25 protein-coding genes and 1 tRNA gene are annotated in these 23,558 nt (G+C 56.9%); 20 read left to right on the forward strand and 6 right to left on the reverse strand.

The annotated features are described in order from the left end of the window. Window positions 1-23 precede the first annotated feature (23 nt). The 6 genes from PGR23_RS17865 (at window position 24) to ruvX (ending at window position 4,255) form a co-directional block, all read left to right on the forward strand. Window positions 24-524, forward strand: a complete 501-nt coding sequence (locus PGR23_RS17865) for a SprT family zinc-dependent metalloprotease (RefSeq protein WP_396279411.1) — start codon at window positions 24-26, stop codon at window positions 522-524. Window positions 525-618: 94 nt separating this feature from the next. Next, window positions 619-1,326: a deoxyribonuclease I gene (endA, locus tag PGR23_RS17870; protein ID WP_045392065.1), complete on the forward strand. Its 708-nt coding sequence runs from the start codon at window positions 619-621 to the stop codon at window positions 1,324-1,326. A gap of 88 nt (window positions 1,327-1,414) precedes the next feature. Next, window positions 1,415-2,146 (forward strand): 16S rRNA (uracil(1498)-N(3))-methyltransferase, encoded by a 732-nt coding sequence (rsmE, locus tag PGR23_RS17875; RefSeq protein ID WP_015369736.1) that lies wholly within the window; start codon window positions 1,415-1,417, stop codon window positions 2,144-2,146. 48 nt (window positions 2,147-2,194) lie between these two features. Further along, window positions 2,195-3,145 (forward strand): glutathione synthase, encoded by a 951-nt coding sequence (gene gshB / locus PGR23_RS17880; RefSeq protein WP_045392071.1) that lies wholly within the window; start codon window positions 2,195-2,197, stop codon window positions 3,143-3,145. Between the two features lie 130 nt (window positions 3,146-3,275). Continuing rightward, window positions 3,276-3,839 carry a YqgE/AlgH family protein gene (locus tag PGR23_RS17885; RefSeq protein WP_045392076.1) on the forward strand — a complete coding sequence of 188 codons (564 nt, stop codon included), beginning with the start codon at window positions 3,276-3,278 and terminating at the stop codon, window positions 3,837-3,839. Beyond that, window positions 3,839-4,255: a Holliday junction resolvase RuvX gene (gene ruvX, locus PGR23_RS17890; protein WP_015369733.1), complete on the forward strand. Its 417-nt coding sequence runs from the start codon at window positions 3,839-3,841 to the stop codon at window positions 4,253-4,255. The genes PGR23_RS17885 and ruvX overlap by 1 nt, the downstream gene beginning before the upstream one ends. A gap of 362 nt (window positions 4,256-4,617) precedes the next feature. Here ruvX and PGR23_RS17895 read toward each other — a convergent pair whose 3' ends face one another. Both PGR23_RS17895 and PGR23_RS17900 read right to left on the reverse strand, forming a co-directional pair. Continuing rightward, complete coding sequence (locus PGR23_RS17895; RefSeq protein ID WP_047078911.1) at window positions 4,618-5,271, reverse strand: LuxR C-terminal-related transcriptional regulator; 654 nt, start codon at window positions 5,269-5,271, stop codon at window positions 4,618-4,620. A gap of 341 nt (window positions 5,272-5,612) precedes the next feature. Beyond that, complete coding sequence (locus PGR23_RS17900) at window positions 5,613-6,602, reverse strand: type IV pilus twitching motility protein PilT (RefSeq protein WP_396279410.1); 990 nt, start codon at window positions 6,600-6,602, stop codon at window positions 5,613-5,615. A gap of 16 nt (window positions 6,603-6,618) precedes the next feature. Between PGR23_RS17900 and PGR23_RS17905 the strand changes: the two genes are divergently transcribed. The 8 genes from PGR23_RS17905 to PGR23_RS17940 all read left to right on the forward strand — a co-directional run bounded on the left by PGR23_RS17905 (window position 6,619) and on the right by PGR23_RS17940 (window position 13,393). After that, on the forward strand, window positions 6,619-7,323 hold the full coding sequence (locus PGR23_RS17905; RefSeq protein ID WP_063416375.1) for a YggS family pyridoxal phosphate-dependent enzyme: 705 nt from the start codon (window positions 6,619-6,621) through the stop codon (window positions 7,321-7,323). 17 nt (window positions 7,324-7,340) lie between these two features. Next, entirely contained in the window at window positions 7,341-7,907 is a 567-nt protein-coding gene (locus PGR23_RS17910) for a YggT family protein (RefSeq protein WP_015369729.1), read from the forward strand. After that, on the forward strand, window positions 7,904-8,194 hold the full coding sequence (yggU, locus tag PGR23_RS17915; RefSeq protein WP_015369728.1) for a DUF167 family protein YggU: 291 nt from the start codon (window positions 7,904-7,906) through the stop codon (window positions 8,192-8,194). The genes PGR23_RS17910 and yggU overlap by 4 nt, the downstream gene beginning before the upstream one ends. 12 nt (window positions 8,195-8,206) lie before the next feature. Continuing rightward, window positions 8,207-8,800 carry an XTP/dITP diphosphatase gene (locus PGR23_RS17920; protein WP_047044090.1) on the forward strand — a complete coding sequence of 198 codons (594 nt, stop codon included), beginning with the start codon at window positions 8,207-8,209 and terminating at the stop codon, window positions 8,798-8,800. Beyond that, a complete protein-coding gene (gene hemW / locus PGR23_RS17925) occupies window positions 8,793-9,932 on the forward strand; it encodes a radical SAM family heme chaperone HemW (RefSeq protein WP_396279409.1) in 1,140 nt (379 codons plus the stop codon). The genes PGR23_RS17920 and hemW overlap by 8 nt, the downstream gene beginning before the upstream one ends. Window positions 9,933-10,225: 293 nt before the next feature. Then, window positions 10,226-11,272 carry an ABC transporter substrate-binding protein gene (locus tag PGR23_RS17930; RefSeq protein WP_045392084.1) on the forward strand — a complete coding sequence of 349 codons (1,047 nt, stop codon included), beginning with the start codon at window positions 10,226-10,228 and terminating at the stop codon, window positions 11,270-11,272. A gap of 59 nt (window positions 11,273-11,331) precedes the next feature. After that, complete coding sequence (locus PGR23_RS17935) at window positions 11,332-12,141, forward strand: ATP-binding cassette domain-containing protein (protein ID WP_004181271.1); 810 nt, start codon at window positions 11,332-11,334, stop codon at window positions 12,139-12,141. 4 nt (window positions 12,142-12,145) lie between these two features. Beyond that, window positions 12,146-13,393, forward strand: coding sequence for a sugar ABC transporter permease (locus tag PGR23_RS17940; protein WP_047044097.1), 1,248 nt, complete (start codon window positions 12,146-12,148; stop codon window positions 13,391-13,393). A gap of 46 nt (window positions 13,394-13,439) precedes the next feature. Here PGR23_RS17940 and PGR23_RS17945 read toward each other — a convergent pair whose 3' ends face one another. From PGR23_RS17945 to trmB, 3 genes are read right to left on the reverse strand one after another with little or no spacing between them, the layout of a single operon-like run. Beyond that, the gene (locus tag PGR23_RS17945) at window positions 13,440-14,156 is read right to left on the reverse strand and encodes a DUF2884 domain-containing protein (RefSeq protein WP_015369723.1); all 717 of its coding nucleotides are present in this window, start codon (window positions 14,154-14,156) and stop codon (window positions 13,440-13,442) included. A gap of 53 nt (window positions 14,157-14,209) precedes the next feature. After that, window positions 14,210-14,536 (reverse strand): YggL family protein, encoded by a 327-nt coding sequence (locus tag PGR23_RS17950; protein WP_015369722.1) that lies wholly within the window; start codon window positions 14,534-14,536, stop codon window positions 14,210-14,212. Next, window positions 14,536-15,255, reverse strand: a complete 720-nt coding sequence (gene trmB / locus PGR23_RS17955) for a tRNA (guanosine(46)-N7)-methyltransferase TrmB (RefSeq protein WP_045392086.1) — start codon at window positions 15,253-15,255, stop codon at window positions 14,536-14,538. The genes PGR23_RS17950 and trmB overlap by 1 nt, the downstream gene beginning before the upstream one ends. Window positions 15,256-15,391: 136 nt before the next feature. On the opposite strand from trmB, the gene mutY reads away from it, so the two are divergent. The 4 genes from mutY to PGR23_RS17975 all read left to right on the forward strand — a co-directional run bounded on the left by mutY (window position 15,392) and on the right by PGR23_RS17975 (window position 19,328). Continuing rightward, entirely contained in the window at window positions 15,392-16,450 is a 1,059-nt protein-coding gene (gene mutY / locus PGR23_RS17960; RefSeq protein WP_396279408.1) for an A/G-specific adenine glycosylase, read from the forward strand. A 28-nt stretch (window positions 16,451-16,478) separates the two neighbouring features. Further along, a complete protein-coding gene (locus PGR23_RS17965; RefSeq protein WP_396279407.1) occupies window positions 16,479-16,754 on the forward strand; it encodes an oxidative damage protection protein in 276 nt (91 codons plus the stop codon). A gap of 48 nt (window positions 16,755-16,802) precedes the next feature. Then, window positions 16,803-17,885, forward strand: a complete 1,083-nt coding sequence (gene mltC, locus PGR23_RS17970) for a membrane-bound lytic murein transglycosylase MltC (RefSeq protein ID WP_045392092.1) — start codon at window positions 16,803-16,805, stop codon at window positions 17,883-17,885. A 189-nt stretch (window positions 17,886-18,074) separates the two neighbouring features. Further along, entirely contained in the window at window positions 18,075-19,328 is a 1,254-nt protein-coding gene (locus tag PGR23_RS17975) for a nucleoside permease (RefSeq protein WP_045387267.1), read from the forward strand. 309 nt (window positions 19,329-19,637) lie between these two features. Here the strand turns inward: PGR23_RS17975 and PGR23_RS17980 are convergent, their stop codons facing one another. After that, window positions 19,638-21,776, reverse strand: coding sequence for an ornithine decarboxylase (locus tag PGR23_RS17980; protein ID WP_396279406.1), 2,139 nt, complete (start codon window positions 21,774-21,776; stop codon window positions 19,638-19,640). Between the two features lie 419 nt (window positions 21,777-22,195). Between PGR23_RS17980 and PGR23_RS17985 the strand changes: the two genes are divergently transcribed. Further along, window positions 22,196-22,909, forward strand: a complete 714-nt coding sequence (locus PGR23_RS17985; protein WP_047042944.1) for a DUF554 domain-containing protein — start codon at window positions 22,196-22,198, stop codon at window positions 22,907-22,909. Window positions 22,910-23,014: 105 nt separating this feature from the next. Continuing rightward, a tRNA-Phe gene (locus PGR23_RS17990) sits at window positions 23,015-23,090 on the forward strand. Window positions 23,091-23,558 lie beyond the last annotated feature (468 nt).

Below are 23,558 nucleotides of genomic sequence, written 5' to 3' on the forward strand. Positions count from 1 at the left end.
GCGGCGCACTATCCTCTGGCGCTATGAAAACACCCCGAATTCCCATCGCTATCCAGCAGGCCGTCATGCGTAGCCTACGGGAGCATCTCGCCACCGCCAATCTCAAGCTGGAACGCCGCTATGCGGAACCGACGCTGGTTTATCAGCAGCGCGGCACCTCCGCCGGCACCGCGTGGCTGGAGAAAAACGAGATCCGCCTCAATCCAGTGCTATTGCTGGAAAATCAGCAGGCGTTTATCGATGAAGTGGTGCCGCACGAACTGGCGCATCTACTGGTGTGGAAGCACTTTGGCCGCGTCGCGCCGCACGGCAAAGAGTGGAAATGGATGATGGAGGCCGTGCTGGGCGTCCCCGCCCGCCGCACCCATCGCTTTGAGCTCGATTCAGTCCGCCAGAACACCTTCCCCTATCGCTGCCAGTGCCAGCAGCATCAGCTCACCGTCCGTCGCCATAACCGCGTGATGCGCGGTGAAGCCACTTACCGCTGCGTTCGCTGCGGCGATCTGCTGGTGGCCGAAAAGTAACCACTGGAATTAATTAGAAACTTTCTGATCTGACTGATTGCATCTGACACCCTCATTCGCTACGTTGCGGGCTCGTTTTGACACGGAGTTTACGATGTCCCGTATGTATGTTTTCGCCGTCGCGTTATTCAGCGTGGCAGCCAGCGGCCAGCTTGCGGCCGCTGGTATTAATAGTTTTTCCCAGGCGAAAGCCGCTGGCGTAAAAGTGAATGCCGACGTCCCCGGCGACTTTTATTGCGGCTGTAAAATCGACTGGCAGGGTAAAAAAGGCGTTATCGATCTGGAATCTTGCGGCTACAAAGTGCGTAAAAATGAGAACCGCGCCAGCCGGGTCGAATGGGAACATGTGGTCCCGGCATGGCAGTTCGGCCACCAGCGCCAGTGCTGGCAGGATGGCGGGCGTAAAAACTGCGCCAAAGATCCGGAATACCGCAAAATGGAAAGCGATATGCATAACCTGCAGCCTGCGGTCGGCGAGGTCAATGGCGATCGCGGCAACTTTATGTACAGCCAGTGGAACGGCGGCGATGGACAGTATGGTCAATGCGCCATGAAGGTCGATTTCAAAGATAAAGTCGCCGAACCGCCGGTACGCGCCCGCGGCTCGATCGCCCGCACCTACTTCTATATGCGCGACCGCTATCAGCTAAATCTTTCCCGCCAGCAAACCCAGCTATTTACCGCCTGGGATAAGCAGTATCCGGTGACCTCCTGGGAATGCGAGCGCGATGAACGAATCGCCAAAGTTCAGGGCAACCATAATCCTTACGTCCAGCAGGCTTGCCAGGCGCAAAAGAGCTAACCTACACTAGCGGCAATTGTTAATTTGCAGCCGCCGCCTTCCCCGCCGAGGGGAAGGCGCAATCTGCGCGAAGAACGGAATATTAAGCATGCGCATCCCCCGCATCCACCACCCGGAACGCATTACCCCCGGCAGCCACATCGCCCTCAGCGAAGACGCAGCCAACCACGTTGGCCGCGTCCTGCGCATGAGCAAAGGCCAGGAAATACAGCTATTTGATGGCAGCAATCAGGTTTTCGACGCGGTCATCACCGAAGCGGGCAAGAAAAACGTCATGGTCGAGGTTATCCGCGGCCAGATCGACGATCGTGAATCTCCGCTGCATATCCATCTCGGCCAGGTGATGTCACGTGGCGAAAAAATGGAATTCACCATCCAGAAATCGATCGAACTTGGCGTAAGCCTCATAACGCCACTGTTTTCCGAGCGCTGCGGCGTTAAACTGGATGCCGAACGCTTGCAGAAGAAGATTCAGCAGTGGCAGAAAATCGCTATTGCCGCCTGCGAACAGAGCGGTCGTAACATCGTGCCGGAAATACGCCCGGCGATGCAGCTGGAAGCCTGGTGCGCCGAGGAAGAAAACGGCCTCAAGCTCAACCTGCACCCGCGCGCCAGCGCCAGTATCAATACGCTGCCGCTGCCGGTTGAACGTGTTCGCCTGCTGATTGGCCCGGAAGGCGGCCTGTCGGCGGAAGAGATAGCGATGACCGCTCGCTACCAGTTTACTGATATCCTGTTGGGACCGCGCGTTCTGCGTACTGAGACTACCGCGCTCACCGCCATCACCGCGCTGCAGGTGCGTTTTGGCGATCTGGGCTAAAATCTGGCGCAACGATCCGCAAACACGACAGCGCTAATGGAGAGAACAATGATCAAGCTCGGCATCGTGATGGACCCTATCGCATCCATCAACATTAAAAAAGACACCAGCTTCGCGATGTTGCTGGAAGCGCAGCGTCGCGGCTATGAACTCCATTATATGGAGATGAACGACCTGTACCTCATCAACGGCGAATCCCGCGCCCGTACGCGCACGCTGAGCGTCGAGCAGAATTACGACAAATGGTACGCGTTCACCGGCGAACAGGATCTTCCGCTGGCGGATCTCGACGTTATCCTGATGCGTAAAGACCCGCCGTTCGATACCGAGTTTATCTACGCCACCTACATTCTCGAGCGCGCCGAAGAAAAAGGTACGCTTATCGTCAACAAGCCGCAGAGCCTGCGCGACTGTAACGAAAAGCTGTTTACCGCCTGGTTCTCCGAACTCACCCCGGAAACGCTGGTGACCCGTAATAAAGCCCAGTTGAAAGCGTTCTGGGAGAAACACGGCGATATCATTCTCAAACCGCTGGACGGTATGGGCGGCGCCTCAATCTTCCGCGTGAAAGCGGGCGATCCGAACCTCGGCGTCATTTCCGAAACCCTGACCGAACTGGGTAGCCGCTACTGCATGGCGCAGAATTACCTGCCTGCCATCAAAGACGGCGACAAACGTGTGCTGGTTGTGGACGGCGAACCGGTGCCATACTGCCTGGCGCGTATCCCGCAGGGCGGTGAAACGCGCGGCAACCTGGCCGCCGGCGGCCGTGGCGAAGCGCGTCCGCTGACCGAAAGCGATTGGGAAATTGCCCGCCGCGTCGGCCCGACGCTAAAAGCCAAAGGCCTTATCTTCGTCGGCCTGGATATCATCGGCGATCGCCTGACCGAAATTAACGTTACCAGCCCGACCTGCGTGCGCGAAATCGAAGCCGCTTTCCCGGACGTGTCGATTACCGGCATGCTAATGGACGCTATCGAAAAACGTATCAATAAATAAGTACTGGGGCGGGCAAACGCCCGCCCGCCAGGCGTCTTCCGGCGCCGGTAAAATAAAGTGCATCGACACGTTTCTACTTTACCCGCATACTGGGTGTTGTTTTTTTAAACCAGGAACAGAACCTCTGACAATGAATTTACAGCATCACTTTCTGATTGCCATGCCTGCGCTACAGGACCCTCTTTTCCGTCGCTCCGTCGTCTATATCTGCGAGTACAACGACGATGGCGCCATGGGCATTATCATCAATAAGCCGCTGGAAAATTTGCAGGTGGAAGGGATCCTGGAAAAACTGAAAATCGCGCCGGTGGCGCGCAACCCGGAAATTCGCCTGGATAAACCGGTGATGGTCGGCGGCCCGCTGGCGGAGGATCGCGGTTTTATCCTGCATACGCCGCCGTCTGATTTTTCCTCCAGCATCCGTATCTCCGACAACACGGTGATTACCACCTCACGCGACGTGCTGGAAACTCTCGGTACCGATAAACAACCGAGCAACGTGCTGGTTGCGTTGGGCTACGCGTCGTGGGAAAAAGGGCAACTGGAGCAGGAAATTCTCGATAACGCCTGGCTTACCGCGCCGGCCGATCAGAATATTTTGTTTAAAACGCCGATTGCCGATCGCTGGCGCGAAGCGGCCAAACTTATCGGTATCGATATCGTGACGATGCCTGCCGACGCGGGGCATGCATAATGAGCGGTACCTTTCTGAGTTTTGATTTTGGCACCAAAAGCATCGGCGTCGCCGTTGGGCAGCGCATTACCGGCACGGCGCGTCCGCTCCCGGCGCTGAAGGCGCAGGACGGCAAACCGGACTGGAACATCATCGAAAAGCTGCTGAAAGAGTGGCAGCCGGAAGCGGTGATTGTCGGCCTGCCGCTGAACATGGACGGCACTGAACAACCGCTAACCGCGCGCGCACGTAACTTCGCCAATAAAATTCATGGCCGCTTCGGCGTAAAAATCACTCTCCACGACGAGCGTTTAAGCACCGTCGAAGCCCGCGCCGGGCTGTTCGAACACGGTGGTTTTCGCGCACTCAATAAAGGCAGCGTTGATTCCGCCTCTGCCGTGGTTATCCTCGAAAGCTATTTCGAACAAGGATACTGATCGGTAGCTCTGGGATGAAAGCGAAGCATAGATTCGCTTTTGCGCCGGGTGGCGGCTTCGCCTTACCCGGCCTACAAAACTTCCGCTGGCATCACCCATAGGCCCGCGCAAGCGTAGCCCCGCCGGGCAATCATGGCAGCGGACGCGGAGCCGCTTTCGCGCCGGGTGGCGGCTTCGCCTTACCCGGCCTACAACCCCTCGCTGGCATCACCCGTAGGCCCGCGCAAGCGTAGCCCCGCCGGGCAATCATGGCAGCGGACGCGGAGCCGCTTTCGCGCTGGGTGGCGGCTTCGCCTTACCCGGCCTACAACCCCTCGCTGGCATAACCCGTAGGCCCGCGCAAGCGTAGCGCCGCCGGTCAATCAGTGACGCAGATGTTCATTCGCCCAGCTCACCGCCTGGGTACGGTTCTTCACGCTCAGCTTACGGAACACATTGTACAGATGAGTACGTACGGTGTTTTCGCTGATAAACAGCGCGCGAGCGATATCCATATTTGTTGCGCCGCAGCGCAGCTCGTTGAGGATCTCACATTCTCGCTCGGTCAACGGTGAGTTCTCCGTCGGCGCCGCAACCTGATCCGCAGAATACAGCGCCGGGTGCATCACGCTCAATTCAGCCGTCTGTTCACCGTTTAATACGGCTTTGACGCCCTCAATTAAGCGCGATTGGTCATCGTCATGACGGAATACGCCATATAACGCAGGCCATTGCGCCATTTCGTACAACTCATACTTTTGCGCGCTATTGATAATCAACAAACGCGGATTATCTGCCTGTACGCGAATAATATCTCGCCACACGCTATTCAATTTCTTATTGGAAACAGCAATATCAAACAATATTACGGAATCTTTTGCCAGGCGTTGAGTTAGCGGTTTGTTGATATTATGCAGAGTTACGTTTACGGATAGCTTCTCAGTCAACCACGTCGCAAATGCATTACTCTGAATGGACGGATGAGTAATGAAAGTCACCTGACGCGAATGCAGTAAATTCTCCGATAAATTAATCACTTGAAACTCTCCTTAGCAGTGCCCCGCCATCTTAGCGGTTAAATTAACTGAAAATTAAACGTTCAATAATGTATTTATATTTTCAAATACATTTTGGTTATTGAAACATCATTTCATGAGAATCTTCCTATTCCCGTAAACAGCATAAATCGAACCCCGCAAAAGTGTCAAAAGGTAATCCCACTTTTTTCCTGGTTAAGCGGGGTAAATGTAAGCCCGCTGTCATAACATTCATTATTTAGGCTTAGGTCGTACCACTTATTTGTATTATAAAAACATTTATCAAAACATTAATTGAACACTGAATTAACAATTTAATGAATACCATCTTAGTTTCATCACTACGAGGGGGATAACTCACCTGCCGCTGCACGTTGTTGAAAACTCTGCGCAAAGGTTTGCATCCCAGCCTGCTGGCTGGTTTGCATCACGCCGGGTAGTTGATGCGTTTTCCCTTCGCGGATCAAATTTGCCACCGCCGGCGTGTTCACTAAAAGTTCGTATAGCGCAACCCGGCCGCCAGAAGCATTTGGCAACAATTTTTGCGCCGCCACGGCGCATAAACTCCCTGCCAGCTGGCTACGAACCGGCTCTTTTTCTTCCGCTGGAAAGACATCCACCAGCCGCTCGATGGCCTGCGCCGCGCTGCGGGTATGCAGCGTCGCCATCACCAGGTGCCCGGTTTCGGCTGCGGTCAGCGCCAGGCGAATGGTTTCGCTATCGCGCAGCTCGCCTAATAAGATGACGTCAGGGTCCTGGCGCAGCGCCACGCGTAGCGCCGCCGCGAAGGAGGAGCAATGGCGGCCGATTTCGCGCTGCTGGATCAGGCAGTTTTTGCTGGCGTGAATAAACTCCACGGGATCCTCAAGGGTTAAAATATGACCATGGCGATGTTGATTGAGGTAGTCCACCATCGCCGCCAGGGTGGTCGATTTGCCGCTACCGGTAGCGCCGGTAACCAGGATCAAACCACTCTCTTCATTTAGCAGTTCGCTAAGCGCGGCGGGCGCGCCCAAATCAACCAACTGCGGGCATTGCTGCGGCAACAGACGCAAAGCCAGCGACAGGCCGCGCGTGTGGGCAAAAGCGCTGGCGCGCAGCCGAGGCCCGTTCGGGAGGGCCAAAGCGAAGTCAACCTGACCATCGGCACGCCACTGCGCCAGCTGTGGGTCGTTAAGCCAGCGAGTGAGGATTTTCTCAACATCCGGCGAAGTAAAGGGCGCAGGCTCAAGCTTTCCCAAACGACGCCAGCGCGGCGGATACGCGCTGCACAGGTGTAGATCGGAGACATTATGCTTTACACTAAGGGCCACGATTTCTTCCAGCTCCATAACTGATCCTCGGAATATGAACGATATTGCGCATAACCTGGCACAGGTCCGGGATAAAATCTCAGGCGCTGCCGCCCGCTGCGGCCGCGCTCCAGAAGAAGTTACGTTGCTTGCAGTGAGCAAAACCAAACCTGCGAGCGCTATCGAAGAAGCAATGGCCGCAGGACAGCGGGCATTCGGCGAAAACTACGTCCAGGAAGGGGTGGATAAAATCCGCTATTTCCAGCAGGCGGGCGTCAGCGGTCTGCAATGGCACTTCATCGGCCCGCTGCAGTCCAACAAAAGCCGGCTGGTGGCCGAACATTTTGACTGGTGCCACACCGTCGACCGGTTGAAAATCGCCAGCCGCCTGAGCGAGCAACGTCCGGCGGATCTAGCGCCGCTGAACGTGCTGATTCAAATCAACATCAGCGATGAACAGAGTAAATCCGGGATCCCGCTGGCGGAGCTTGACGCTTTAGCCGCCGGTGTCGCCGCCTTACCGAACCTCCAGCTTCGCGGGTTAATGGCCATTCCGGCGCCAGAGTCAGAGTATGAAAGGCAGTTTGCCGTCGCCCAACAAATGGCGGTAGCATTCGCGCAACTGAAAACGCTCTACCCTTCGGTTGATACGCTCTCTCTGGGCATGTCGGATGACATGGAAGCCGCTATCGCGGCGGGAAGCACTATGGTGCGCATCGGGACCGCAATCTTCGGCGCGCGCGACTACAGCAAAAAATAAGGAATCTGAGGAACGCCATGAAGACGTTGACCTTCCTGCTCTCCACGGTCATTGAACTCTACACAATGGTCATGTTGTTACGCGTCTGGATGCAGTGGGCGCGCTGCGACTTTTACAATCCGTTTTCGCAGTTCGTGGTGAAAGCCACCCAGCCTATCGTCGGGCCACTGCGCCGGATTATCCCGGCAATGGGGCCGCTGGATAGCGCCTCCCTGCTGGTCGCCTTCGTGCTCTGCGTTATCAAGGCGATCGTGCTGTTTATGGTAGTCACCTTCCAGCCGATTATCTGGATTGCCGCGGTGCTGATCCTGCTGAAAACCATCGGTTCGCTGATTTTCTGGGTGCTGCTGCTGATGGCTATTATGAGCTGGGTAAGTCAGGGTCGCAGCCCGGTGGAATACGTGCTGATGCAGTTGGCCGACCCGCTGCTGCGCCCGATTCGCAACCTGCTGCCATCCATGGGTGGCATCGACTTTTCGCCGATGGTGCTGGTGCTGCTGCTGTACGTGATTAATATGGGGATCGCCGAGCTGCTGCAAGCTACCGGCAATGTCCTGCTTCCGGGGCTGTGGATGGCGCTATGAGTGCCGTTGAAGTCTGTGCTGACGGGCTGGTGCTCAGGCTGTATATTCAGCCAAAGGCCAGCCGCGACAGCCTTGTTGGTCTGCATGGCGACGAGCTCAAAGTCGCCATCACCGCCCCACCCGTCGACGGCCAGGCAAATGCCCATCTGGTAAAATATCTCGCTAAACAGTTCCGCGTCGCGAAAAGCCAGGTGCTTATCGAAAAAGGCGAACTGGGCCGTCATAAACAGGTAAAAATCATTCACCCGCAGCAGATCCCGCCCGCCGTCGCGGCGCTGACTGACTAAACAGGATTGAATATGCAAAAAGTTGTACTCGCTACCGGCAACGCCGGTAAAGTTCGCGAGCTGGCCTCGCTGCTGGAAGATTTTGGTCTCGACGTCGTCGCCCAGACCGAGCTTGGGGTCGATTCCGCCGAAGAAACCGGCCTGACCTTTATCGAAAACGCGATCCTCAAAGCGCGTCACGCCGCGCAGGTCACCGGCCTGCCGGCCATCGCCGACGATTCGGGCCTGGCGGTGGATGCGCTGGGCGGCGCGCCGGGAATTTACTCCGCCCGCTACTCGGGCGAAAACGCCAGCGACCAGCAGAATCTGGAAAAGCTGCTGGATGCTCTGCAGGATGTGCCCGATGAGCAACGTCAGGCCCAGTTCCACTGCGTGCTGGTGTATCTGCGTCATGCCGAAGACCCGACGCCGCTGGTATGCCATGGCAGCTGGCCGGGCGTGATTACTCGCCAGGCGGCAGGTAACGGCGGCTTTGGCTATGACCCAATTTTCTTTGTGCCGTCCGAGGGTAAAACCGCGGCGGAGCTGAGCCGTGAAGAGAAAAGCGCCATTTCCCACCGCGGGCAGGCGCTGAAACTGTTACTGGAAGCATTACGTAATGGCTAATTTGCCGCCTCTGAGTCTTTATATTCATATCCCGTGGTGCGTGCAGAAATGCCCGTACTGCGATTTCAATTCGCATGCGTTGAAGGGCGAAGTGCCGCACGACGACTACGTCCAGCACCTGCTTGCCGATCTACGCCACGATGCGCCATACGCACAGGGACGTGAAATTAAGACTATTTTTATCGGCGGCGGTACGCCGAGCCTGCTTTCCGGCCCGGCGATGCAAACCCTGCTTGATGGCGTGCGCGCCTGCCTGCCGCTGGCGGCGGATGCGGAGATCACCATGGAAGCCAATCCGGGGACCGTGGAGGCCGATCGCTTCGTTGACTATCAGCGTGCCGGCGTCAACCGTATCTCCATCGGCGTGCAGAGCTTTAGCGAGCCCAAATTGCAGCGTCTGGGACGTATTCACGGCCCGGAAGAGGCAAAACGCGCGGCGCGGCTGGCGAGCGGCCTCGGGCTGCGTAGCTTTAACCTCGATTTAATGCATGGCCTGCCGGACCAGTCGCTGGAAGAAGCGCTGGATGACTTACGCCAGGCGATCGCGCTGAATCCGCCGCATCTGTCGTGGTATCAGTTGACTATTGAACCGAACACGCTGTTTGGTTCGCGTCCGCCGGTGTTACCGGATGACGATGCTCTGTGGGATATTTTCGAACAGGGACATCAATTGCTGAGCGCCGCAGGTTATCAGCAGTACGAGACCTCCGCTTACGCCAAACCAGGCTATCAGTGCCAGCACAATCTCAACTACTGGCGCTTTGGCGACTACCTCGGTATCGGCTGCGGCGCACACGGCAAAGTGACCTTCGCTGATGGCCGCATTCTGCGTACGGCAAAAACCCGTCACCCGCGCGGCTACATGGAAGGCCGTTACCTGGAGCGTCAGCACGACGTGGAGGCGGCGGATAAACCGTTCGAGTTCTTTATGAACCGCTTCCGCCTGCTGGAGGCCGCGCCGCGCGCGGAGTTCAGCTTGTATACCGGACTTGATGAGCAGGTTATCCGTCCGCAAATCGATGCCGCCATCGCCGAAGGCTATCTGCTGGAAGATGCGCAAAACTGGCAGATTACCGAGCACGGTAAGCTGTTTTTAAATTCGCTGCTGGAGCTGTTCCTCAGCGAAGAATAATCCCTGCGGGCGGCGCATCGTCGCCCGTATCTTCCCCCTACATCCTCTCCCGCTACGGTCAAATCGACTGGCGTTTTTTTGTTCGCTTATTTGCTGCGAATCACAAAATCCGATCGACTTTTTTCCTTTTCTTGACTCATTTTTTGCGCAGTGGTAATCCTGCTTCATCGGTTGAGCAAATGTAAAACCGACGTATCCTACATGTGAATTATTGGTAACTCTGATTAAAAAAAAGTCTCTGTAACGTCGGCGCAACCCGGCGGGCTTAAGCCTATAAAAAAGAGGGTAACACAATGAATTACCGTAATATATTTATCACACTCGCCGCACTAACCGGCACCGTCACGGCTTCAGCCTGGTCTGCAGAGTCCGCCACCGTGGCCTTTTTAATGCCCGATCAGGCCTCTACCCGCTATGAGCAGCACGACTTCCCCGGTTTTAAGGCGGAAATGAGCAAGCTTTGCGCGGAATGTAAGGTCATCTATCAGAATGCCAACGCCAACGCGTCGCTCCAGCAGCAGCAGTTCAACTCGGTAATCGCCCAGGGGGCGAAAGTGATCGTCCTGGATCCGGTTGACTCTTCCGCCGCCGCCGCGCTGGTCGAAAACGCCCAGGCGCAGGGGGTCAAGGTCATTGCCTATGACCGCCCGGTGCCAAACAAACCGGCCGATTTCTACGTCTCATTTGATAACGAGGGCATTGGCTACGCCATCGCGAAATCTCTCACCGACCATTTGAAAGCGAGCGGCGTGCCGCAGGACGCCGGGGTGCTGCAAATTAACGGTTCGCCAACCGATGCCGCCGCAGGGCTGATCCGCGACGGTATCCATCGCGGATTGAAAGAGTCCGGTTACAAAACGCTGGCCGAATTCGACACCCCGGAGTGGGCGCCGCCGAAAGCCCAGGAGTGGACCGCCGGGCAGGTTACCCGCTTTGGCGACAAAATTAAGGGCGTGGTCGCGGCGAACGACGGTACCGGCGGCGGGGCGATTGCCGCCTTTAAAGCTGCCGGCGTCCAGCCGCTGCCGCCGGTCACCGGCAATGACGCCACTATCGCCGCGCTGCAGCTGATCATCGCCGGCGACCAGTACAACACCATCTCCAAGCCATCGGAGATCGTTGCCGCAGCGGCGGCCAAAGTGGCGGTTGATTTTATTCAGGGCAAAAAACCGCAGGCCAGCACCACCCTGTACAACACCCCTTCCCAGCTATTTACCCCGGAAGTGGTGACCGCCAAAAACATCAAAGCGGAAATCTTCGATAAAAAAATCCAGACCTGGGATCAGGTGTGTAGCGGCGAATACGCCGCCGCCTGCCAGAAGTTAGGCATCAGCAAGTAACCTGTGACCCTGCGCCCGCCGCGGCGGGCGTGATTTCGCCATTATTGAGGTCGTTTTGTATGCCGCAACAACAACACAACTCCGCCGCCGGGCGGCCAATACTGCAACTGCGCAACGTCTCTAAACATTTTGGCGCGGTGTCGGCGCTGACGGATATCGAATTAGAAGTCCACGCCGGCGAGGTGGTCGCGCTGGTCGGCGACAACGGCGCGGGCAAATCCACGCTGGTGAAGATCCTCGCCGGCGTCCACCAGCCGACCTCCGGCACCATTGAGTTTGACGGCAACCCTGTCACCCTCGATAGCCCCGGCAAAGCGCTGGAATACGGTATTGCCACGGTGTTTCAGGATCTGGCGCTGTGCGAAAACCTTGATGTGGTGGCAAACCTGTTTCTGGGCCATGAAATTTCGCCGTTCCAGCTTGATGAAGTAGCGATGGAAGTGAAAGCCTGGACGCTACTGCAGGAGCTGGCGGCACGAATTCCATCAGTACGCGAACCGGTGGCATCGCTTTCCGGCGGCCAGCGGCAGACCGTCGCCATCGCCCGTTCGCTGCTGCTGAATCCTAAAATCATCATGCTCGATGAGCCTACCGCGGCGCTGGGCGTCGCGCAGACCGCGGAAGTGCTCAACCTGATTGAGCGCGTTCGCGAGCGCGGGCTTGGTGTCATCATCATCAGTCACAACATGGAAGACGTTCGCGCCGTCGCCGACCGTATCGTGGTGCTGCGTCTCGGGCGCAACAAAGGGATCTTCACGCCCGATGCTTCTAATCAGGATCTGGTCGCCGCGATCACCGGCGCGACGGAAAACGCCGTCTCACGCCGGGTTGAACGTAAATCACAGCCCACGACTTCCGGAGCGATGTAATTTTATGAACAGTAAGACCGCATCCCACACCGCGCTGGACCGCAGCGATGAGCGCGTTCGTCACGACGAGGGCCTGTTCGGCGCCCTGCGCGCGCAGATAACCCGCATCAAAACCGGCGATCTCGGCACCGCGCCGGTGATCGCCGGGCTGATTGTGATTTCCCTGGTCTTCACCTTCCTCAATCCGGTCTATATCGCGCCGAATAACCTGGTGAACCTGCTGTTTGATTGCGCGACGGTCGGGTTTATCTCGCTCGGCATCGTCTGCGTTTTGATGCTTGGCGAGATAGACCTGTCGGTCGGCTCGATGAGCGGCCTGGCATCGGCTATCGTCGGTGTGCTGTGGGTGAACGCAGGATGGCCGCTGGCGGGAGCCATCGCCGTGGCGCTGGCCTGCGGCGTGGCCGTCGGGCTGGTCTACGCGCTGCTGTATAACCGCGTCGGGATGCCGAGTTTCGTCGCCACCCTCGCCGGCCTGCTGGCGCTGCTGGGCATGCAGCTGTATATCCTCGGGCCGAGCGGCAGCATTAACCTGCCCTACACGTCGCCGCTGGTACGCTTTGGCCAACTGCTGGTGATGCCCGGCTGGTTCTCACACCTGATGGCGCTGCTGCCGGGGCTGGCGATTATTGTCTTTGGCCTGAAAAAACGCTCGCGGCGCCTGGCGGCCAATCTTTCCGCCGAGGGAGTCAGCTCGCTACTGGCGCGCGCGATCGCGCTGACGATTATCTTCGAGGCCGCGGTGCTTTACCTCAATCAGGGGCGCGGTATTCCGTGGATTTTCGGTCTTTTCGTCGCCTGCGTGATGATCCTCAACTACGCGCTGAAACGGACAAAATGGGGCCGCTCGATGTTCGCGGTCGGCGGCAACCGTGAAGCAGCGCGCCGTTCGGGCATTAACGTACGGGCGATTTATGTGAGCGCTTTCGTCCTGTGTACCACGCTTGCGACCTTCGGCGGTATTCTCGCGGCGTCACGACTGGCCTCCGCCAGCCAGCAGGCTGGCACCGGCGACGTCAACCTCAACGCCATCGCCGCGGCGGTGATCGGCGGCACCAGCCTGTTCGGCGGACGCGGCAGCGCCTGGTCCGCGCTATTGGGGATCATCGTGATTCAGTCGATTTCAAATGGGCTGACGCTGTTGAACCTGCCGTCATCGCTGCGCTATATCATTACCGGCGCGGTACTGGCGATTGCGGTTATCATTGATTCTCTGGCTCGCCGTTCACGCGTGTCGCACGGCCGGGCCTGAGTGGAGAAGAGCGCGGCCCAAAGGAATGCGGGCCGCGAAATCTTGATTATTTTAACGAGCCAACCAGCGCTTTGCGGCTCTCTTCCAGCGAGACCACCCGGCTGCAGACATCTTTGCCGAACTGCTGGAAATCCGCTTCCTGGTTTTTCCACTCATCCTGGATTGCGGTTTGCAGGCCGCCAAGACTGCCGAGAATGCCCTGCAGCGGATTGCCGCCGCCTTTGAGCACCGCTTTGGCGCCCATCTCGTTAATGCTGTCCTGCAGAATGCCGCCCATCGCCTGATTCACCAGCTGTTGGCCATCGGCGCGAACCTGGTCGATAGCTTTATAGTGGAAAGTCAGGCCATCGCTGCGACGTTCGATAATGCGGTTCATCTGTTCTTTCAGCTGCGCGTCCAGCTTGGTCAGGCGGCTATGCATACTGCTGCTGGCGCCGACCTGCTCGGTGATGATTTTATCCAGCGCCTTGCGGCCCTTCTCGACGCGCGAGCGCGCGCCGTCGTCAATCCACGGCAGGCTGCTGCGCAGACCGGCCTGATAATCTTGCGCCTGTTCGCGCTGGGCGGCGCTAAGGGCATAGGCTTTACCGTTAAAAGTCAGATTGCCGTCCGGCTTAATCACCAGATCGCCGTTTTCCCCCTTCACCTGCACCTGCTGCGGGCTGAGGATCACATCGTCACGCGGCGTGACGCTACACTGGTAGTCCGCGTGGGCAGACAAAGCGGTGACGGAAAGCGCCACCGCCAGCAGCGTTTTGCGCATCTTTTTACTCCCTTAAGACAAATCGGGCCGGCAATTGCCGACCCTTGTCAAACTTAGTCCCACCAGACGTCAAAAAGTTCGCTGGTGCGCACATCCGCTAATTTACGATCTTCCAGCCACTTACGAACGATGGCCTGATGCTCTTCGGTGCATTTACCAATTTCCTGCATGCAGATGAGCCCTTCCCACGAGAGATAGCCGCTGCCGTCAAAGGCCAGTTTGTTCGGCTCAATGACCTCTTCGATCAGATCGTTGACCGTCTGGTCGATCTGCTCTTCGCTGGTCCCTTCCGGGAAACGCCAGGCTACGGAGAAACCTAACTCCTGAAACTCGTCGATATGCATTTTTTTACGCAGACGACGGCTACGATTCTTGGCCATTATTTCACCCTCTCGAACATTAAGTCCCATACGCCGTGGCCAAGACGATGGCCACGTTGTTCAAATTTGGTTACCGGGCGCGATTCCGGGCGCGGTACGTAATCGTTACTTTCCGACAGGTTACGATAGCCTTCCAGCGAAGACATTACTTCCAGCATATGCTCGGCATAGGCTTCCCAGTCGGTCGCCATATGGAAGACGCCGCCCAGCTTCAGCTTGCTTTTTACCAGCTCGGCGAAAGGCGGCTGCACGATACGACGTTTATTATGACGCGCTTTATGCCACGGGTCAGGGAAAAACAGCTGCACCATATTCAGCGAGTTATCCGGGATCATCGTGTGTAGCACTTCGACCGCATCGTGACACATTACGCGCAGATTTTGTACGCCTTCTTCTTCCGCGGACGCCAGGCATGCGCCGACGCCCGGCGAGTGCACTTCAATACCGAGGAAATTTTGCTCCGGTTTAGCTTTCGCCATCGCCACCAGCGAGGCGCCCATACCGAAACCAATTTCTAAGGTGACCGGCGCTTCGCGGCCAAACAGGGCGGCGAAATCGAGCGGCGCATCGTTGAATTCAACGCCCATCACCGGCCAAATGTTATCCAGCGCATGCTGCTGCCCTTTCGTCAGGCGGCCCTGGCGACGGACAAAGCTACGAATACGGCGCAGCGGGCGACCGTTTTCATCGAATTCCGGAGAAATGACGTCGTTTTTCATAAAAGTTAAGTCTGCTTGTGAATGTGTTCGGAAAACGGGCATTATCCAAAGTTACCCGGCGGATGCAAGGGTTTACAGCCACTCGCCCTTGTGCTGCAATCTGCCACCCTGTAATCGCGATTCCGGAGCCGTAGCTTTGACTTTTCTCGCCGCGCAATTTTCAGCCCAGGTCCTGGACTGGTACGACAAATACGGCCGTAAAACCCTGCCCTGGCAAATCGCCAAGACGCCTTACAAAGTATGGCTCTCCGAAGTGATGTTGCAACAAACCCAGGTCACCACGGTTATTCCCTATTTTGAACGCTTTATGGCGCGTTTCCCAACGGTTGTTGATTTAGCCAACGCGCCGCTCGATGAAGTACTGCATCTGTGGACCGGCCTTGGCTACTACGCGCGAGCGCGCAATTTACATAAAGCCGCGCAGCAGGTCGCCACGCTGCACGGCGGCGAGTTCCCGCAAACCTTTGAAGAGGTGGCCGCGCTTCCCGGCGTCGGGCGTTCGACGGCGGGGGCGATTTTATCCCTTTCGCTCGGTCAGCATTATCCGATTCTCGACGGCAACGTGAAGCGGGTACTCGCCCGCTGCTATGCTGTGAGCGGCTGGCCGGGGAAAAAAGAGGTGGAAAAACGGCTGTGGGAAATAAGCGAAGAGGTGACGCCGGCGCAGGGCGTAGAGCGCTTCAACCAGGCGATGATGGATCTCGGCGCGATGGTTTGCACCCGCTCGAAGCCGAAGTGCGAACTGTGCCCGCTGAGTAACGGCTGCGTGGCCTACGCTAACCATTCATGGGCGGAATATCCGGGGAAAAAACCGAAGCAGACCATCCCGGAGCGCACCGGCTACTTCCTGCTGATGCAGTACGGCGACGAGGTGTATCTCTCCCAACGTCCGCCGGTAGGTTTATGGGGCGGATTGTTCTGTTTTCCGCAGTTTGAGGATGAAGCCGGGCTACGCGAGTGGCTAGCGCAGCGTCAGATAAAGGCTGATAATCTGACGCAATTAACCGCCTTCCGCCACACTTTCAGCCATTTCCACCTGGATATTGTGCCGATGTGGCTTACAGTGCACTCATCTGGCGCATGCATGGATGAAGGTAACGCACTCTGGTATAACTTAGCGCAGCCGCCATCGGTCGGACTGGCGGCCCCCGTGGAGCGCTTGTTGCAACAGTTGAAAGCCGGAACGCCGGTCTAGTTTTTTCGGCTATAAAAGAGGATTGATTATGAGCAGAACGATTTTTTGTACTTTCCTGCAGCGTGAAGCGGACGGCCAGGATTTCCAGCTGTATCCGGGCGAGCTCGGTAAGCGCATTTACAACGAAATTTCCAAAGAGGCCTGGGCGCAGTGGCAGCAAAAGCAGACCATGCTGATCAACGAGAAAAAACTCAGCATGATGAACCCGGAGCACCGCAAGCTGCTGGAACAGGAGATGGTGCAGTTCCTGTTTGAAGGGAAAGACGTTCACATCGAAGGCTACACGCCGCCGGAACAACAGTAAGGGCCTCACGGCCTTTACCAAACAAACACAACACGCACTCCCGGAATGATGAAAAAATACTTAGCGCTCGCGCTGATTGCGCCACTGCTCGTGTCCTGTTCCAGTTCCAATAAAAAAGGCGCCGAATATAACGAGGCCTGGGTCAAGGACACTAACGGCTTCGATATCCTGATGGGCCAGTTTGCCCATAACATCGAGAACATTTGGGGGTATAACGAAGTTCTGCTCGCCGGGCCGAAGGACTACGTAAAATATACCGATCAATATCAAACCCGTAGCCACATCAACTTTGATGCCGGTACGATTACCGTCGAGACCATCGCCGGAACCGATCCGCAAGGAAGGTTACGCCAGGCGATTATCAAAACCCTGTTGATGGGCGATGATCCCAACTCTATCGACCTCTATTCCGACGTCGATGATATTCAGATTTCCAAAGAGCCGTTCCTCTACGGCCAGGTCGTCGATAACACCGGCGAATCCATTCGCTGGGAGTGGCGCGCCGCGCGCTATGCCGATTATCTGCTGCAAACCCGCCTGAAGAGCCGTAACAACGGCCTGCGCATGATTTATAGCATCACCATTAATCTGGTGCCTAACCACCTCGATAAACGTGCGCATAAATATCTCGGCATGGTGCGCCAGGCCTCGCGTAAATATGGCGTTGATGAGTCGCTGATCCTTGCGATAATGCAGACAGAGTCGTCGTTTAACCCCTATGCGGTAAGCCACGCGGATGCCATGGGGCTGATGCAGGTCGTTCAGCACAGCGCGGGGAAAGACGTCTTCCGTTCGCAGGGCAAATCCGGCCTGCCGAGCCGCAGCTATCTGTTTGACCCGGCGAATAACATCGATACCGGTACCGCCTATCTGGCGATGCTGAACAACGTTTATCTCGCCGGCATCGATAACCCCACCTCGCGTCGCTACGCGGTGATCACCGCCTATAACGGCGGCGCCGGCAGCGTACTGCGCGTCTTCTCCAGCGATAAAGTCCAGGCGGCGAACATCATTAACAGTATGGCGCCAGGCGACGTCTACCAGACGCTCACCACCCGCCATCCGTCGGCGGAATCGCGCCGTTATCTGTATAAAGTTAACACCGCGCAGAAAAGCTATCGCCGTAAGTAACGCTTCTCCCCCATAGGCCCGGGCATCGCACCGGGCCTCTCTTTTTTTATGACATACTTGGTAATATCTTTCGATTTTCTGCGGCAGTTAACAGAAGCTTGCAATCGCTGAATGATAGAATTACATCAAAATAACGTTGGTTATGTTATTTAAAACACATAACAAGCCCACATTCGTGAGGATAAATACATGAATCTTAAGCTGCAGTTAAAAATACTGTCGTTCCTGCAGTTCTGCCTTTGGGGGAGTTGGCTAACCACGCTCGGCTCGTACATGTTCGTCACCCTGAAGTTTGACGGCGCGGCCATCGGCGCGGTGTATAGCTCGCTCGGTATCGCCGCCGTTCTGATGCCAACGCTGCTCGGGATCGTCGCCGATAAATGGATCAGCGCCAAATGGGTGTATGCCATCTGCCACCTGGTCGGCGCGTTAACGCTGTACCTCGCGGCGCAGGTCACTACGCCAGGCGAGATGTTCCTCGTGATCTTGCTTAACTCGCTGGCCTATATGCCGACGCTTGGCTTGATCAACACCATCTCCTACTACCGCCTGCAGTCGGCGGGGCTGGATATCGTGACCGATTTCCCGCCAATTCGTATCTGGGGCACCATCGGCTTTATCCTCGCCATGTGGGGCGTCAGCTTCTCTGGCTTCGAACTTAGCCATATGCAGCTTTATATCGGCGCGACGCTGTCGGTCTTGCTGGCGCTGTTCACCCTGACGCTGCCGCATATTCCGGTCGCCAACGCCCAGCGCAACCAGAGCTGGACCGAGATGCTCGGCCTGAACGCCTTTGCGCTGTTTAAAAACAAGCGTATGGCAATCTTCTTTATCTTCTCCATGATGCTCGGCGCCGAACTGCAGATCACCAATATGTTTGGCAACACCTTCCTGCACAGCTTCGATAAAGACCCGCTGTTCTCCGGTAGCTTTATCGTCGAGCACGCATCGGTATTGATGTCGATTTCGCAGATCTCCGAAACGCTGTTTATTCTGACTATCCCGTTCTTCCTTAGCCGCTACGGCATTAAGAACGTGATGCTGATTAGTATCGTGGCGTGGATGCTGCGCTTCGGCCTGTTCGCCTTCGGCGACCCGACGCCGTTCGGTACCGTCCTGCTGGTTCTGTCGATGATCGTCTACGGCTGTGCCTTCGACTTTTTCAACATCTCCGGTTCAGTGTTCGTTGAGAAAGAGGTGCGTCCGGAAATCCGCGCCAGCGCCCAGGGTATGTTCCTGATGATGACCAACGGCTTCGGCTGCATCCTTGGTGGGATGGTGAGCGGCAAAGTTGTCGAGCACTTTACCGTTGAGGGGATCACTAACTGGCAAAGCGTGTGGCTGATTTTCGCCGCCTACTCGCTGGTGCTGGCCTTCGCTTTCGTGGCGCTGTTCAAGTATCAACACGTCAGACAGCCTGCCGCCGCGCGCCAGAACGCCTGATTGTCATTGCCCGGTGACGGCTGACGCCTTACCGGGCCTACAGAATTTGTAGATACTGTTATCGGTTGGCAACGGTTTTGTCGCACAGGAGTTTTCCCGGAGGCGGCGCGTTGCGTCTTCTCCGGGCTACCAAACCGCACAGCGCTGTAGCCCCGGTAAGCGGCAGCGCCACCGGGGGTTTTGAGGCCATTGGTACCGGCAGTTTCAGCCAGCACGATGATTAAATTAAAGGCAGGCCGCACGGACCGTAGGCCGGATAAGGCGCCAGCCGTCATCCGGCAAAATACGCGCACAATGCCTGGTCCCGGCTTAGGCTTTCAACACATACCCATACAACCGCTTAATACCATCGGCATCCGTTTCGCTATAAACCCCCTGCAGCTCCGGCGAAAAGCCCGGCAGCATATTGACTCCCTCTTCCAGCGCAAGGAAGTAGCGCAGCACCGCGCCTCCCCAGATCTCGCCCGGCACCACGCACAGCACGCCCGGCGGATACGGTAGCGCCCCTTCCGCCGCGATGCGGCCTTCGGCCTCACACAGGCGCACCAGCTCAACGTTGCCGCGGATAAATTCGCGGTTGGCGTCCTGCGGGTTCATCACCACCGGCGGGAAACTCTGCTTGCGGAACATCGCCTTTTGCAGGTCTTTAACATCAAAACTGACGTACAGATCGTGCATTTCCTGACACAGCTGGCGAATGGTGTAATCGCGGTAGCGAACCGGGTATTTGTTGTAAATCGTCGGCAATACCTCAGCAAGCGGCGAATCCGCTTCGATATGCTGTTCGAACTGGGCCAGCATCGCCACCAGTCGCGCCAGTTTCTCCGCGCTTTCGGCCGGCGTCAGCAGGAACAAAATCGAATTGAGATCGCACTTCTCCGGCACGATGCCGTTTTCGCGCAGGTAGTGCGCCAGGATGGTCGCCGGGATGCCAAACTCGGTATAGTCTCCGCTATCGGCATCGATACCCGGCGTGGTCAGCAGCAGCTTACACGGATCGACAAAGTATTGATTGTCAGCATACCCGCTAAAGCCGTGCCAGCTCGCGCCCGGTTCGAAGCTAAAGAAGCGCCGTTCGCTGGCGATAGTCGCCGTCGAATGCTCCTGCCACGGTTTCCCGCCGACCAGCGGCGGCACAAACGGTCGCAATAATTTACACTGCGCTAGTATCGCTTTACGCGCTTCAATACCCAGCTCAACGCACTCCGCCCACAGCCGCCGACCGCTCTCTCCTTCGTGGATTTTGGCATTCACATCGAGCGAGGCGAACAGCGGATAAAACGGACTGGTGGAAGCATGCAACATAAAGGCGTTATTCAGCCGCTTATGCGGGCAGAAACGCGCCTGGCCGCGCAGATGGTTATCTTTCTTGTGAATTTGCGAGGTCTGCGAAAAACCGGCCTGCTGCTTATGCACCGATTGCGTCACAAAAATGCCCGGATCGTTTTCATTGAGATCCAACAGCAGCGGCGAGCAGTCAGCCATCATCGGGATAAACTGCTCGTAACCGACCCACGCCGAGTCAAACAGGATGTAATCGCAGAGATGGCCGATTTTATCCACCACCTGGCGCGCGTTATACACCGTGCCGTCATAGGTGCCCAGCTGGATCACCGCCAGGCGGAACGGGCGCGGCGCGTCGGCTTTTTCCGGCGCCGCCTCGCGGATCAGCTCGCGCAGGTAGGTTTCATCAAAGCAGTGGTCGTCGATGCCGCCGATAAAGCCGAACGGGTTGCGCGCGGCTTCCAGATAGACCGGCGTCGCCCCGGCCTGGATCAGCGCGCCATGGTGGTTTGATTTATGGTTGTTGCGATCGAACAGTACCAGATCGCCGCGGGTCAGCAGCGCATTGGTCACGACCTTGTTCGCCGCGGAAGTGCCGTTAAGCACGAAATAGGTTTTATCGGCATTGAAAACTTTCGCCGCAAATTTCTGCGCGTGCTTCGCCGAACCTTCATGGATCAACAGATCGCCGAGCTTGACGTCGGCGTTGCACATGTCGGCGCGAAAAACGTTCTCGCCGAAAAACTCGTAGAACTGGCGGCCCGCCGGATGCTTTTTAAAGAACGCGCCATGCTGATGGCCGGGACAGGCGAAGGTGCTGTTGTCCATCTCAACGTACTGGCTAAGCGTATTGAAAAACGGCGGCAGCAGTTTCTCTTCATAGCCGCAGGCGGCCGCTTCCAGCTCCAGCCACTCCTGCTCTTTGCCGCTAATCACCGCGACGACTCCTTCCGGCTTATCCGTTTGCGTTTCGCTAAACAGATAGACCGGCAGATTGAATCCGCTGCGCTTGAGCAGGGCCAGGATACCGCTGCGGCTATCCGCCGCGGTGATGACGACCGCTGCCACGTCGGTAAAATCAGTGCTGTCCAGCGCCACAACCTGGCGATGGGTGGACAGACGGGAGACCAGCTCGCAGCTGGCGGCAATGTGCATAGATTTCATAAGCGCAAATGCCCGTATCGGGAGTGTAAAAATCTCAGGCAAAGGTGGAGACTTGCCCAACGATGTGTCCGGGTCTGACGGAATTCAGCTCCGACCGCCGGACATCAGTAAAAGCAGACGCGTCCGATCTTACTGTTGTCCTACAGTGAGCATACGTGGCCTTCACCGCATGGTGAACTGGGGGAGTAAGGAATGAGGCAAACCGCGCAGCAATACGCAGCGGCAACGGCGATGTAATGGCGATGTCGTCATCCCGGCGGCCTCAGGGTAAAGAGGTGAAAATCCGCGCAATCATGGCACCTTTCCGAAAGTGGCGCAAGATGAAATCCATATGCATTCTCCCCACGTATCCGCAAGCCTTCGCGGCAAAACATGGTCATAATAATGCGGACATCAGGAATAATTAACAGGAGTTTACTTTGGTTATAGGGCCATTTATTAACGCCAGCGCGGTGCTTGCCGGCGGCGTATTGGGCGCGCTACTGAGCCAACGATTGCCGGAACGGATCCGCACCTCGATGACCTCGATTTTCGGGCTGGCATCACTAGGGATTGGTATTTTACTGGTCATCAAGTGCGCCAACCTGCCGGTGATGGTGCTGGCGACGCTGGTCGGCGCGCTACTCGGCGAAGTGTGTAATATGGAGAAAGGCATCAATACCCTGGTGAGCAAACTCCAGCAACTATTGTCGCCAAAGGGCAGGAAAAAGGCCTCGGCCCACGAGTCTTATATTCAGAGCTACGTGGCGATCATCGTGTTGTTTTGCGCCAGCGGTACCGGCGTTTTTGGCGCCATGCGCGAAGGAATGACCGGCGACGCCAGCATCCTTATCGCCAAAGCGTTTCTCGACTTTTTCACCGCCACGATTTTCGCCTGTACCCTGGGGCTGGCGGTGTCGGCAATCTGTGTGCCGATGCTGCTGATTCAGCTCAGTCTGGCGGCCTGCGCCTCGCTTATCATGCCGCTGACCACGCCGATGATGATGGCAGACTTCAGCGCCGTCGGCGGTATGCTGCTGGTGGCGACCGGCCTGCGTATCTGCGGGATTAAGATGTTCGCAGTGGTCAATATGCTCCCCGCCCTGCTGCTGGCAATGCCGATTTCGGTCGCGTGGACGGCCTTTTTTGCCTGACGACGCGTGCTTTTACGGCAAAGTGGTGATAGATTGTGCAGTCTGCTGCGAAATTTATAAATTTCGTTGACGAGGCGCGGTGAATCAGGTTTAATGCGCCCCGTTGCCCGGATAGCTCAGTCGGTAGAGCAGGGGATTGAAAATCCCCGTGTCCTTGGTTCGATTCCGAGTCCGGGCACCACTTATTCAGAGAACCCAGCCTATGGCTGGGTTTTTGCTTTTCTGCGACCGGACTCTTCATCGAACTGCGTTCGATTATTCGCCGCAACGCGGCTCACCCCTTCGGGGCCAGCGCGACAAGCGTGCTGTTCAACGCCTGCGGCGTTAGTCCGAGTCCGGGCACCACTATTTAAAGAACCCGCCCAAAAGGCGGGTTTTTGCTTTTCTACGGCCGGACTCTTCATCGAACTACGTTCGATTATTCGCCGCAACGCGGCTCACCCCTTCGGGGCCAGCGCGACAAGCGCGCTGTTCAACGCCTGCGGCGTTAGTCCGAGTCCGGGCACCACTATTTAAAGAACCCGCCCAAAAGGCGGGTTTTTGCTTTTCTGCGGCCGGACTCTTCATCGAACTGCGTTCGATTATTCGCCGCAACGCGGCTCACCCCTTCGGGGCCAGCGCGACAAGCGTGCTGTTCAACGCCTGCGGC

This window comes from Klebsiella sp. 141162, from assembly GCF_050600755.1.
In the GTDB taxonomy this organism is placed as follows: Bacteria; Pseudomonadota; Gammaproteobacteria; order Enterobacterales; family Enterobacteriaceae; genus Klebsiella; species Klebsiella aerogenes.